This is a genomic window from Halomonas sp. ISL-56, assembly GCF_018612805.1.
Lineage (GTDB): Bacteria > Pseudomonadota > Gammaproteobacteria > Pseudomonadales > Halomonadaceae > Vreelandella.
In genome coordinates this window covers 61,342-73,769 of sequence record NZ_JAGGRO010000004.1, presented here as the reverse complement: position 1 = coordinate 73,769, position 12,428 = coordinate 61,342, and the positions used below count along the sequence as shown (strand labels likewise).

The window sequence follows — 12,428 nt, the reverse complement described above, 5'->3', positions numbered from 1 at the left end:
GTTGTTCAAATAGCTGAGCAGCTACCCCACCTAGCGGTAAACGTTACTTCTTCCCGCAGCTGCGTCTCGATATCCCTCCGGTCTGCTTCCTTGCAAGGGCAGCGAATGGGCGCGGCTATCAGCTTTCTTATCTATAGCAGCTCCTGCTGACCTTACAACGTCGGAGCTGAAAGCCCAGACCTAAGATAATCAGCCGTCTTAAGAATCCTGTGCTAATCTAGATTTGGTGGGGTGAATGAGAAAAACAGCAAGACAGGTGTCGCCCAAGGCAGAGGTGGTGGGAAATGCAGCAGGCGGGCGAGTTTTGGATATGCAGCCTAATATAAATTAGCAACTATGCTTATCAATGAGTAAGAGTAGGTTTTGTAGGCTGCATTTGTCGGGTAAACGTACCGACACGTTCACCCAATCATAGGATGGGAAATCTAATACCTGTTATAAATCAGGGAGTAGCCATCGATGGAATGGCGCAAGGACAATTATCTAATCACTGACGACACATCCAAGGTGCAATTAGATGTCGTCCACCGCTTGCTTGCTGCAACCTATTGGGGTGACCGCCGCCCCAGGGAAATTGTAGAGCGCATGGTTGCTGGTTCCATCTGCTTCAGTCTTTACCGTGGTACCACTCAGATTGGTTTTGGGCGGGCAGTCACCGATAGTGCTACGTTTACCTGGGTAGCGGATATTGTGGTTGAGTCCGAGTATCGGGGTACCGGCTTAGGGCAGTGGATGATGGAATGCTTGGTTACGCACCCGTCTGTAAAGGGAACTCAAATGGTGTTGCAAACTCGTGATGCTCAAGGGTTGTACGAAAAGTTCGGCTTTTCTGGGAACAGTGCTCTCATGAGCACCAGAATTACTGATTTATAACAAGTCGCAGCAGTACGCGGCCAATGGCCGCTGGACGACCTTTGCATGGCTCCTTCGGTGCAATTCCAAGGTCGCCGCTGTGCTCAGCGTTACGTGTTTCGAAGCGTCCGCCTTGCTACCCTTTACATACAGCCTAGTTTTCAAAATGTGCTCTCAGTAGCGGACGGTAGCAACCATCAATTTAGAAGGAAGGAAATCCATGTCATTAACGAAGCTACTCGTCCCAACCTATACGCAAATGCTCAGAGCGCTCTCAGGTTGGTTGAAGAAAGCCCAGGAACAAATGCCGAAAGCAGATGCGGAAGCGCTGTTATCCGCGCGTCTCGCGCCAGACATGTTTCCCCTATCGACTCAGGTTCGGTTTGCCTGCGTGCAGGCTCAAGAGGCAATATTCCGACTGAAAGGAGAGGCTTTCCCTAAATCTATCGATGAGCTGCTTGAAGAAGGGCGAAATGCAGGTGAGCGACCTGGTTCGCTCGCGGATGCTCAAACTCGGATTGATGAAACTATCGTGTTACTAGACGGCCTCGCTCCCAGCGCCCTGGATGCAAACGCCGATAAACCCATTGTGCACGAACTTCCGAACGGTATGATTCTTGATCTGACCGCTGAACAATATGCCCGTGATTGGACACTAGCCCAATTTTACTTCCACCTCATGACCGCTTATTCAATATTGCGCAGTGAGAAGATCGAACTTGGAAAAGCTGACTATGTAGCCCACATGTTTCCATATATTCGTCCTGAAACAATACCTAAAGGTTAATAACTTGGTTATGGCCCATAGCGCCCTTATTCAGTGCGATTTTTAATTGAGACGAACACATAAAAAGCGCATGTTTAGGGCTTGGAATTCCCCCTTTTACGCTCTACGGGAAGCGGTCTCGGCCTCAATCTGGGAATTGAGATCTATATATTTGTTATCTGCCTTAGAAATACCCGTGCATGGGAGATAAGACGCTATGAAAACGCGCCTCACGAATAAAGCAGGTGAAGTAAGAGAGCTCACAGGCCGGGACGTTAAACGGATGCAACCTATGGACAAAGTGTTGCCCGAAAACCTACAGCGAGCTATAAGCCAACGTGATCGCCAGAAAGCGAACAATATATTTATTTGACTATGTTATTACGTTATTAAGGTTGTTTATGGAAAGTCGGCATAAAGCCGACTCGAAAAAACTATTCGTAACTTTTTACAGCTGCCAATAATGCCTCACTGTGGCTGAAAATATCAGTCAGCGTGGCTAGGTCATGTTTAACTTGCTGATCATCTTGGCGAATTTCTAGTCGCTTAAGAGTTTTTGAATTGAAATGTAGGCGGCAAATAGGTTTGCGGTTGTTGTCATCCAGCAGAATTGCACAATAGGATTTGGCGTCTCGCATGTATACGCGTTCGGGAGCAACGGCGCTGGCTACGATGGCTCTGACCATGTTGTATCCATCAATTTCTTCTTGGGTCGTAACGATCTCGTCTTCAGGCTTTAAAGCCACTTCAGTATTGTCTTGACCGGGTTGTGCGACGACGGTGGATGATTCTTCGCCACTCGTCGTGGCTAAAGCCAATTTTAAGCGTTGTGAAACTTGTTCTTTGATGTGCTGGGCCATTGCGTCACGAATGATGGGGGTGAACTCATCGAGTACCTGTTGTGTCATTCGTCCATCAAAGAAGTCTTGAGCGATAAATTTGATAAAATCGCGTGGTGGTTCTTTCATCAACTTGCTGAAGGATGCCTTAGCTAGGTTAGTGTACTTAAGGCGATTGGCAGTGCTGAGGATGGTGTCGACATTGAAGACCGGTTTTGCAAATTTCTTCAGTTCTTCAATATCTCTTTCATTGTAGTCGGTTAAACGGAAGGTGAAAAAAGGGCGAGTATCTAATTTATTGGCATCATCGAGATCAGAGTAGAAACGGTACTCAATGCCGTTGGTAAGAATGGCAAATTTGGCTTCAGTACAATTAAAATAGCGGTATAGCTGGCTAAATTGAGCGTTAGCAAGATCGGTGGTTCGGGGCTTGCACTCGATTAGTATAGATAGAACGCCTTCATTTTTGATGGCGTAATCCACTTTCTCACCCTTTTTCAATCCGACGTCCGCTGTGAATTCTGGAAGCACTTCGGTTGGGTTAAATACGTCGTAACCCAAGCTTTGGATGAAGGGCATAACCATGGCGTTCTTTGTCGCCTCTTCGTTAACTATATGGTCAATTTGCTCTTTTGCGCGGCTGGCCAACGCAGCGATTTTTTGTGTTATATCCATGTTCCCTACCTTTTTTTGGTTTTACTATATTCTTCTATACGCCCAACATAGCAAGAAGTGAGCGCACATATGAAAATTATCAGTCTCATCCATTTCGTAGTTAAGGTAAAGAGTGGACTTCTCTCACTTAAGTGGACACCCATCGACTCAAAAGTATCCTTCTGACCGGGAATGCAATGCTGCCGCAACCTATAGTCGAATATGCTCGGCGCTTACAGCCGTCATCGCCCCGGTAAGCGCTCGCCGGTGCCGATATGAGGTGCTATGGTGAGAATTCTACTGGTCGAGGGCGAACTTCAGTTGGCTGAAAGGCCGGGTCGGCTTAGTCATCTGTTACGACATCTGGTTTCCCCAAGACGGTGTTGACAACTGGCTTGGCTGGGGGCCGATGTAATCATCAATCAGGTGGCCACCACCTGTGACCGCGCTCAAGAGCAAATCCTTGTGCAGGCCAATGCCATTTTCAATCAGGTGTATATGGTCAGCGCCAATGCGGCCACGCCCTCTGGTTAGGGGCAGAGCCTGATCGTCGACCCCGAAGGCCGCATCCCGCGCGAATGCCTGGCGCCACACCGGGCATACTCACCGATGTACTTAACTTGGACGAGGTCGAGCGGGTGCGTACCTTCGGCACCGTGGGCCTAAACCGTGTGTGGTCCCAGTTCCGAGAGGATGACCCAGTGCTGGAGTTACCCATGTACGAAGTGCGCATTGATCCGCGAAAGTGGAGGAAGAGAGGTTAAGTAGTCCATCTGGGTTTTAAATTTATATTTTGGTTATCCGCCTTCGAAAGACCGGCACACGTGAGATAAGACGTTATGAAAGTGATATTCACGAATAAAGACGGTGAAGTAAGAAAGTTTTATGGTTTATGTAGTACACCTATAGATGGGATGAATATTTATAACCGCGTCATGCTCCATGCCTGCTTCAGTCGTTCGACTGTATGCGACCATTTCGGTGTAGTGGGCTTGCAAACCGTGTTCTGGTTGCCGAATAAGCCCACTTCGCTGAACGCATCGCTGCGCTCTACCGTATAAAGCCAGCGCACGGGGACCAAATATTCAGCGCTATCGTCTTCGTCATCAAGTACTCGATAAAGATGTGGGTACTCGTCCGCTGAAGAAAGCTCTAGCAGCGTTTTAGCGCCGCTTTCAGTTTCAAAGTGATATTTCGTGGCACGACAGCGCTCGCCAATTACCTCGCCGACCCCGACATAGCCCGTTTTGGGAATGTTGACCCACACACGGTCGCCTTCTGAGAGCATTGAAAGGGTTTTGGAATACCACGCCGCGCCACCGCCTGCGATAAAGCCCAAGCGCTGTGCTAGCTCCCAAGGCCTATCATCGCCAAATGACGCATAGAACTCGCCATTCCAGGGCTCTTTGTTGGCTTTTAGGGCTGCCGGTTTAGGTGGCTCGTCGGGGTCGATCATCCAGGCACGGCTGAGATAGCGATTGCCGTTATCCTCAAACGCACTAAAGAACATGGCGTTAATCGATAGTTGAGCGTGCTCATTAAGGTAATTGATAATCCGTTCGCTACTGGCATCTAGTTGCGTGGCGACCACCACCATTTGGTGACTTTCATTGAGCGTGACACCGTCTAGCGAGATACCAAACTTGGCCTCGAAAGCATCACCTAACGTGGTGTAGGGGCGCGTATAGCGCTCGGCAAACTGCTGGTAAATATCGATCAACTGATAATCGGCTAGCGTCACGATCCAGGAGGCGTAGTCGATAGCCTGAGCCACCACATCACGGGGTGTCTTATCGCGCTTGAGCTCAATCACGATTACCGTACCATTGGCATCCACAGCAAGAAGATCAATCAACTTGTCGAAGCCAGTGCGCACCTGGCGGCCAATCAGCAGCCAGTCCCGATTCAAGATCGAAACATCCTGCATAATCTGCTCTTCTAGCAAGCTTTCATCCGCCAGCCCTGCAGGGCGTAGCTTTTGCGGTAACTTGCCAGGAGTGCTCGCGAGTTTCCAGATCCCTTGCTCAATGGCCATAGTAATTCGCTACCCTACAGGTGTTAAAAAGTGTTGTATTTCGAAACGTGGAGGCCTAGTATTTACATCAACACGGCCCCTATCAGTGAGACTGCCACGCAGTAGCATTGCTTAGGGGTTTTTTATTGTCTCTGACCATTTCCACTGCTCCCAGCCTTCTATAATTCCCATACCTTTTAGATTTAGGCTGGCTTCACCCAGCTCTGGGAAACTGCATAACAATTCTGACATACGAGTCCACCATGTGGTCGTCGGATTAATCGTCATTAATAGATACTGAACAATACAGAGCAGCAGGAAAGGGCGCGCTTGAACGTGCGAATCTTGCCAGCCCTGGAAAAATAAAGCGGCTTCGCCATGGGCGGGCTTTCGAGGTTGGTCCGTCATATTGCGATTCCACAACCGACTGTGATGGGCGCAGACATTACGTAAATAATTCAAGCTTCGAAGCCAAGAAGCGAATACGCGCCCATTACCAATACCATAACGGGCGGCAATGGCATCTTGCTCCTCCTCTCTCATTCCTCCAAACAGATGTGAAAGCGTGCCAAAGTCCCACACTTCACTGGCAATCCAGATCGGTAACGGCAATCCATACTTCTTTTTATGGTGTTCAATAAACGTTTCCCGAGAACGGTTAATTAAACGCGCGTGGCTTTCCTGCCATTTGTGCAAACGGGTTACGCCTGTTTTCTGATCAATTTTATAGGCAAAATCATCGTGCAGTAGTTCAGGGTTCAAATAAGCATACGGATCTAATCGCCCCAGCGTGTGGGCAATATCTACCCTCAGCGCAACTTCGATACGTTCAAGGCCATCCAGCGCGAGAAGGCGCAGCCGTTTATCAAACACATACAGGTCAACTGCCTGCTGGAAGGTCGTAGCTTGCTTAAACGTATCTAGCACTAGGTGATCCGTTTTGCCTTTTTTGAGCAGAGGCTTGCCGTGTTTATTTAAAGGCGTGCATACACCTGAGCGCTGACGAAAAGCGAACCAGTACCCGCTTAACCGGTAATAGCCAATGCGTTGAAGATGAGCTAGGGCGCGCTGGTCGTCCGTGACTGTCAGGCCACGATCCTTAAGCTGCTGCAATTGCTCAAGGTGGCTAAGCCAGGGCTTGGAGTAATCGGTCATTTTTCTACCGCCCCTACCACCAACTGGCGGCGTGGTTCGCTAGTTTGATTCAAGCGTTCCTTGAGCTGGACGCAGAAAATCATAAGCTAATCAACGTTTTGGACAATGTGGTGCCGCTAAAAGTAGTAGCTGATCCGCCCGGTGTTAAAGGCTTCCTCTTAACGAAACTGCGTTTCGATATCCCTCTCAATCTGCTCCAGTACAGGGGTAATTTACTTGATACAGATAGCGCGTTGAGGGCCTTCTTATCGATAGTGGATACTGCTCATCTGGTCGGTTGGATGTAGAAAACTCAAGCTTACGATACTCAGCTGCCTTAAGCATCCTGTACTCGGTCAAATTCGGTACGGTGCAGGAGGCAGGCCGCATGACAGAAAAGAATATTGAAGCACAATGACCAATAAACCTGCAGAGAGGGTAGGGCGCCAAGCTAACTAATCTTGCCTAACTGAAAATATAAATCAGAAATGTTGACCAAAAAGCTGACCACACTATGCCTAAAACAGCCTTTTTACAGCCCATAGGCACAAAAAAAGCACCCGTAGGTGCTTGATTTTTATATTAAGGTGGTGGAGGCGGCGGGAATTGAACCCGCGTCCGCCAGCACGCGCCTATTGGCTCTACATGCTTAGATTCCGTCATTTAGTTTAGCGCGACTGACTCCGACGGTCAGGATTCAGCAACGCGAGCCTTCTAAAGTTTAACGCTTGGCGAGAAGACACCACCAAACGCGGTCCTATCAGCTTTAGCTCGTATCCCCGCAGCGATGAATAGGCACATCACCTTGGGGCCAGACAAGAAGCTAACAGTGTTTAAGCTGCTAGCGCGCCTTGAGCGTAGTTTTCGTCATTTGCGACTATTTTTTCGTGATGTGGGATTTACGAGATACATCACGCTCTCGGCATGCACCGCAAGGGTTGTCACCAGCGTCGAAACCATGTCGCCCCCTTAATACAGGTGAGCATTCTAACGTGCTCACAGCTGATTGACCAGTTAAGCCTTGGTATGTTCCCGCATAATCCGCCCTTTTTGACGGTTCCAGTCGCGGTCTTTTTCTGTCGCGCGCTTGTCATGCAGCTGTTTACCAGTCACGAGCGCCAGCTCACACTTCACTTTATTGCGCTTCCAGTAAAGCTTAAGGGGCACACAGGTATGACCTTTGTCCTGGGTGACTGAAAAGATCTTAGCGATCTCTTTACGATGCAGCAGCAGTTTACGGGTGCGCGTCGGGTCGGCAATCTCGTGGGTGCTTGCCGTGTTAAGCGGCATCACATGACTACCCAGCAGAAACGCCTCGCCGTTGCGTACCAAAATGTAGGTATCGGTGAGCTGAGCTTTACCGGCCCGCATGCTTTTAACTTCCCAGCCAGCGAGTGCTAGACCTGCCTCGAAGGTTTCATCGATATGGTATTCAAATCGGGCCTTCTTGTTTTGGGCAATGACGCTGCTACCGGAACCTTTACTGTTACCTTTCTTAGTGGCCATGGAACCTCATAATTAATCTGTCAGTGGCATCCCCTTCGTTATTTGGGGAGGCGTGATACCATTTAAGGTCTGAAAATTGTTTCCCATGATACGCTTTGGGCACTGTGAAGTCAGCGGAGAGGTCAATGCCAACCGTCAATCGTTCCGCCTTAGTGCGGCACACCCCCCAGAAAATGTTCGATCTGGTTAATGACTTCGAGCGCTACCCGGAGTTTTTGCCAGGCTGCCGTCAGGCGCGTTTGCTTGAGCATGATGATGTGCATCTGATCGGCGAAATGACCCTAGGACGCGCCGGCGTCGAGCAGACTATTACGACTCGCAACGAGCTTTATGCGCCCGAGCGTATAGAGCTTTCGCTGGTAAAAGGCCCCTTCAAGCGACTTAAAGGCCGTTGGCTGTTTATCCCCATGGGAGAGGGCGCCTGCAAAGTGAGTTTGGAAATGGAGTTTGAATTCGCCAATCGCCTGCTCGGCATGGCATTCGGAAAACTCTTCCAGCAAATCGCCGGACAGCTAGTTGATGCCTTCACCAAGCGCGCTAACGAGCTGTATGGTCGCTGAAACGCTCGCCATTGAGGTGGCCTATGCGCTTCCATCAAAACAGCGCATAGTGGCTCTGCGAGTGCCTGAGGGCACTACAGCGCGCCAGGCCGTTGCCTTGGCTGATTTGCCCGCACTATTTCCTGAGGTGCCCGGCGATACGTTTGCCGAGGCACCGCTGGGTATCTTCGGTAAGGCGCTACGCAACCCTGATACCCAGCCGTTACGTGACGGGGATCGGGTTGAAGTTTACCGGCCATTGGCCATTGACCCCAAGGCCGCTCGACTAGAGCGCGCTAAGCGCCAAGCGAGCGACCTAGGGCACCGCTAAAGCTAAAGCTGTTGAACTGGCTGTAAGCTCGCTGGTGGCCGTGTCTGGGTGCTCTCTTCAGGTAGCGCATCCATTGGGTCAACGCCTTCCGTTGCAGGCCCCATGCTGCTCTCACCTTCGAGTGGCAACGGCTTAGATAAATCGCCTTCTTGTTCAACGTTCACTAGACGACCCTGGGGATCGAAGGTGAGCGTTACGCGGCGCTGCTCTACATCGCCATACGCTTTATCTAAACGAAACACATAATCCCACTGGCTGGCGTCAAAGGGCGCTTCTAGCAGCGGTCTGCCCATCACATAAGTCACCTGCTCTTGGGTCATTCCTGGCTGAAGCTGGCTGACCATTTCCTGGGTGATCAGGTTGCCTTGGGGAATATCGCGCTTGTACACGCCGACGTAGCTGCAGCCGCTAATGACGGTAAGGGCAACGGAGAGCGTGATGATTTGAGTCAATTTTTGCATTTGGGCCTATTCTTCACTATCGTGGTTTCGGTTGATCATACCCGACCTAACCAGTTACTGCGAAGAGCGACCATGGCCGATCAGAACCATGAATTGCGCAAAGCCGGTCTAAAAGTGACCCTGCCGCGCGTCAAGATACTTCAAATTCTCGAAAATGTTTCGGGTCAGCACCACCTTAGCGCGGAAGAAGTGTACAAAACACTGATCGATGCGGGCGAAGATGTTGGCTTGGCAACCGTATACCGCGTTTTGACTCAGTTTGAGTCAGCGGGCTTGGTAATTCGTCATAATTTCGACGGAGGACATGCGGTATTCGAGATGACCCAAGAGGATCACCATGACCACATGGTGTGCCTTGAAAGCGGTGAAATCATTGAATTTGTTGATGAGATCATCGAGCGTCGTCAGCAAGAAATTGCTGAAGAGCACGGCTACGAACTAGTGGATCATGCCCTGGTGCTATATGTGCGTCCGCGTGGTTCCGACGTAACACGCCAGGACAGCGGGCCGACGAACAAAAAATAACGTTCCTAGGTCATCGCTAGTTTAAAGCGTTAGTCGTTGTTCGAAATGTCAGCGCCCCTAATCTACTGGGCCGAATTCGCTAAGTGAATTCGCCCAGTGGATAGGGGCGTTTGTGTTTATCCAGTTATTGGGCGTATCAGGTATCCGGTATCAGTGTGGCGGACGCTGGCTGGCGTGAAGCATCTCCCGCGCGTGGGCGAGTGTTTGGTCTGAAAGCGTTACACCGCCCAGCATGCGTGCCAGTTCGCTGATGCGGCCCTGCTCGTCGAGCAGCGCCATTTGGGTTAGCGTGGTGTCACGTTTCGCCTGTTTCTCGATATGTAGGTGCTGGTGCGCCTGTGCGGCTACTTGCGGCAGGTGAGTAACGGTCATTACCTGACCGTTTTCACCCAGTTTGCGCAGCAGTTGGCCAACGATCTCTGCGGTGGCGCCCGAGATACCCACATCCACTTCGTCAAATACCAGGCTGGGCACCGTTGAGTGCGTCGCCGCGACGACTTGAATGGCGAGACTAATCCGCGATAATTCGCCGCCGGAAGCGACCTTGGTTAATGGGCGCGCAGGCTGGCCGGGGTTGGCGCTAATTAAAAACTGCACGCGGTCAAGGCCTTCAGGGGAGGGCGCGTCTTTGGCGGTAACCTCCACTTCAAAGCGCGCTTTACCCATGGCTAAAAAGCCCAGCTGCTGCTGCACTTCTTTGCCCAAACGAAGCGCGGCTTTTTGACGGCTCTCGGTGAGTTTCTTCGCCTTTTGGCGGTACGCTTCGCGGAGCTCGACTACCCGTGCACTGAGGGCCTCCAGGTCATTGCCCCCCTCTTCGAGCTGCGCGACCTCCCGCTGTAAGTCGGCATGCAGGGCGCACAGCTCTTCAGGGGCAACGTGGTGCTTGCGAGCAATGCGATGGACATCGGTCATGCGCTCTTCTACCCAGGCGAGCCGTTCAGGGTCTAATTCGGTGGTGCTGGCGAGGCGGTTGAGTTCACTGGAGGCCTCTTCCACTTGAATGCGCGCATCGCTCAGCATGGCTAGCGTGTTGGCCAGGGTGCCTTTATCACTCCCTGGTAGTGCGCTTAAGTGAGCGAAGGCCTGATTGAGTAAAGACAGTGCGCCGCCCTCATCGCTGGCGCAGCAGTCGGCGGCAAACTGGGTTTCGCGCAGCGTCTCTTCAGCATGGGCGAGGGTGTGCTGCTCTTCTTCTAGCGTGGCTAATTCGCCCTCTGCTAACGCGAGTTGATCCAGCTCCTCTACCTGGTAGCGCAGCAATTGCCGTTTGGCCTCTACTTCGCTGCCTTCTTCGCTTAGCTTCTTCAGCTGACGACGTGCATTGCGCCATTCGCGGAACGTCTCGGCTAATTGAGCGGTGGCATCGTTTAGGCCGGCGTAATCGTCCAGCAAGGCAAGGTGGGTCTCTTCGCGCATCAAAGCGTGATGAGCATGCTGGCCATGAATTTGAATCAGCTGCTCGCCGAGAGATTTCAGGTCGGAGATGGTCGCGGGTTGGCCGTTGATCCATGCTTTGGAACGACCGTTGGCGGTGACCACGCGGCGCAGTAAGCACTCTTCTGCCGGAAGCTCCCGGGCGGTCAGCCACTCGACGGCGGCGGGCAGGTGCTGAATATCAAAACGCGCGGAGAGGTCGGTACGCTCGCGGCCGTGGCGCACGCTACCGGCATCAGCGCGCTCGCCCAGGCACAGCCCAAGGGCGCCTAACAGAATCGACTTGCCCGCCCCGGTTTCCCCGGTAATTGCGGTCATGCCGCCGGTTAAGTCGAGTTCTAAGTGATCGACAATGGCGAAATCTTGAATAGCTAGCTGAGTAAGCATGGCGCCTCCTGAGGCGGTACAGCATAGAAGCTGGATACTTATCCAATAGTTGTTGATTTATACAGTAGTTAATAACTCACTTCAATGCACCTCTTGAGATGGAATTTATGGCCCCCATATAGCGTGCATAGCTATTTAATACCCTCACTTTTTGCGCGAAGCCCGGTGTGGCAGCGCCTTACATTTTAGGAGCACAACATGGCGAAAGAACCGCAAACACCCATGGGCGATGAGCTGGCCCGCCACGAGCATGAAGCCGAGGGCGCCGAGCAAGCGGCTGAGAGGGTCGTTGAAGAGCGCTTGATGGAGGGCGAGTTGGAAGGCCTGATCAATGACGAAGAGCCGCTAGAAGGCAGCTCCGACAACCCTGAAGCGGAAATGCTGGCCGCCCAAGTAGGCGAGTTAGAGCAAAGCCTGGCCGATGCCAAGGATCAAGCCCTGCGCGCCGCCGCTGAAGCCCAAAATGTGCGTCGCCGCGCTGAGCAGGAAGCCGAGAAAGCGCGCAAGTTTGCTCTAGAGAAGTTTGTTAAAGAGCTGCTGCCGGTGGTGGATAGCCTGGAAAAAGCCCTTGAGACCATGGAAGAGGGCGCCTCTGAGGTTCACCGGGAAGGCGTCTCAATGACCTTGAAGATGCAGTTGGGGGTACTCAACAAGTTCGGCGTGGAAAGCATTGAGCCCCATGGCGAGCCCTTCGACCCACAGGTGCATGAAGCCATGACCATGGTGCCTAACCCGGATCTTGATCCGAACACCGTGATGGACGTTATGCAGAAAGGCTATTTGCTCAATGGACGCCTGGTGCGCCCAGCCATGGTCGTAGTGAGTAAAAAGGCCGATTAAGCCACCGGCGGCACAGAGTCTTAAATAAGAGTGTGAAAAAAAGCCCTTGAAATGTCAGCGGCGGCCCCCAAATAAAGAGCAACCCCGCGGGGAAACCCGCAGACACGCTTTAAAAGATAAATTTCCAGTTTTGTAACAACCGA

The 12,428-nt window shown here is 51.6% G+C and carries 14 protein-coding genes and 1 other RNA gene; 7 read left to right on the top strand and 8 right to left on the bottom strand.

Going from position 1 to position 12,428, the window contains the following annotated elements; genetic code table 11:
- Window positions 1-459: 459 nt before the first annotated feature.
- Both J7J49_RS02420 and J7J49_RS02415 read left to right on the top strand, forming a co-directional pair.
- Window positions 460-873: a GNAT family N-acetyltransferase gene (locus tag J7J49_RS02420; protein WP_215089924.1), complete on the top strand. Its 414-nt coding sequence runs from the start codon at window positions 460-462 to the stop codon at window positions 871-873.
- A 199-nt stretch (window positions 874-1,072) separates the two neighbouring features.
- Window positions 1,073-1,639, top strand: coding sequence for a DUF1993 domain-containing protein (locus tag J7J49_RS02415; RefSeq protein ID WP_215089922.1), 567 nt, complete (start codon window positions 1,073-1,075; stop codon window positions 1,637-1,639).
- A 413-nt stretch (window positions 1,640-2,052) separates the two neighbouring features.
- On the opposite strand, the gene J7J49_RS02410 is transcribed toward J7J49_RS02415, so the two are convergent.
- Together J7J49_RS02410 and J7J49_RS22400 are read right to left on the bottom strand one after the other, a co-directional pair.
- The gene (locus J7J49_RS02410; RefSeq protein WP_215089920.1) at window positions 2,053-3,132 is read right to left on the bottom strand and encodes a type I restriction endonuclease; all 1,080 of its coding nucleotides are present in this window, start codon (window positions 3,130-3,132) and stop codon (window positions 2,053-2,055) included.
- 333 nt (window positions 3,133-3,465) lie between these two features.
- Window positions 3,466-3,705, bottom strand: coding sequence for a hypothetical protein (locus tag J7J49_RS22400; protein ID WP_251048104.1), 240 nt, complete (start codon window positions 3,703-3,705; stop codon window positions 3,466-3,468).
- Here J7J49_RS22400 and J7J49_RS22395 point away from each other — a divergent pair.
- Window positions 3,690-3,875 (top strand): hypothetical protein, encoded by a 186-nt coding sequence (locus J7J49_RS22395; RefSeq protein ID WP_251048103.1) that lies wholly within the window; start codon window positions 3,690-3,692, stop codon window positions 3,873-3,875. The genes J7J49_RS22400 and J7J49_RS22395 overlap by 16 nt on opposite strands.
- Window positions 3,876-4,033: 158 nt before the next feature.
- Here the strand turns inward: J7J49_RS22395 and J7J49_RS02400 are convergent, their stop codons facing one another.
- The 4 genes from J7J49_RS02400 to smpB form a co-directional block, all read right to left on the bottom strand.
- Complete coding sequence (locus J7J49_RS02400) at window positions 4,034-5,146, bottom strand: DUF8606 domain-containing protein (protein ID WP_215089918.1); 1,113 nt, start codon at window positions 5,144-5,146, stop codon at window positions 4,034-4,036.
- A 111-nt stretch (window positions 5,147-5,257) separates the two neighbouring features.
- On the bottom strand, window positions 5,258-6,280 hold the full coding sequence (locus tag J7J49_RS02395; protein WP_215089916.1) for an Abi family protein: 1,023 nt from the start codon (window positions 6,278-6,280) through the stop codon (window positions 5,258-5,260).
- 567 nt (window positions 6,281-6,847) lie between these two features.
- Window positions 6,848-7,228: a transfer-messenger RNA gene (gene ssrA / locus J7J49_RS02390) on the bottom strand.
- Window positions 7,229-7,273: 45 nt separating this feature from the next.
- The gene (smpB, locus tag J7J49_RS02385) at window positions 7,274-7,765 is read right to left on the bottom strand and encodes an SsrA-binding protein SmpB (RefSeq protein WP_215089914.1); all 492 of its coding nucleotides are present in this window, start codon (window positions 7,763-7,765) and stop codon (window positions 7,274-7,276) included.
- A 125-nt stretch (window positions 7,766-7,890) separates the two neighbouring features.
- Here smpB and J7J49_RS02380 point away from each other — a divergent pair, with 125 nt between their 5' ends.
- Both J7J49_RS02380 and J7J49_RS02375 read left to right on the top strand, forming a co-directional pair.
- Window positions 7,891-8,325 carry a type II toxin-antitoxin system RatA family toxin gene (locus J7J49_RS02380; RefSeq protein WP_064234972.1) on the top strand — a complete coding sequence of 145 codons (435 nt, stop codon included), beginning with the start codon at window positions 7,891-7,893 and terminating at the stop codon, window positions 8,323-8,325.
- Window positions 8,315-8,635: an RnfH family protein gene (locus tag J7J49_RS02375; protein ID WP_215089912.1), complete on the top strand. Its 321-nt coding sequence runs from the start codon at window positions 8,315-8,317 to the stop codon at window positions 8,633-8,635. The genes J7J49_RS02380 and J7J49_RS02375 overlap by 11 nt, the downstream gene beginning before the upstream one ends.
- A gap of 2 nt (window positions 8,636-8,637) precedes the next feature.
- Here J7J49_RS02375 and J7J49_RS02370 read toward each other — a convergent pair whose 3' ends face one another.
- On the bottom strand, window positions 8,638-9,096 hold the full coding sequence (locus tag J7J49_RS02370) for an outer membrane protein assembly factor BamE (RefSeq protein WP_215089910.1): 459 nt from the start codon (window positions 9,094-9,096) through the stop codon (window positions 8,638-8,640).
- Between the two features lie 72 nt (window positions 9,097-9,168).
- On the opposite strand from J7J49_RS02370, the gene fur reads away from it, so the two are divergent.
- Window positions 9,169-9,621, top strand: a complete 453-nt coding sequence (gene fur, locus J7J49_RS02365; protein ID WP_007111850.1) for a ferric iron uptake transcriptional regulator — start codon at window positions 9,169-9,171, stop codon at window positions 9,619-9,621.
- Window positions 9,622-9,771: 150 nt separating this feature from the next.
- On the opposite strand, the gene recN is transcribed toward fur, so the two are convergent.
- On the bottom strand, window positions 9,772-11,445 hold the full coding sequence (gene recN, locus J7J49_RS02360; protein WP_215089908.1) for a DNA repair protein RecN: 1,674 nt from the start codon (window positions 11,443-11,445) through the stop codon (window positions 9,772-9,774).
- Between the two features lie 198 nt (window positions 11,446-11,643).
- Here recN and grpE point away from each other — a divergent pair, with 198 nt between their 5' ends.
- Window positions 11,644-12,285, top strand: coding sequence for a nucleotide exchange factor GrpE (gene grpE, locus J7J49_RS02355; RefSeq protein ID WP_215089906.1), 642 nt, complete (start codon window positions 11,644-11,646; stop codon window positions 12,283-12,285).
- Window positions 12,286-12,428 lie beyond the last annotated feature (143 nt).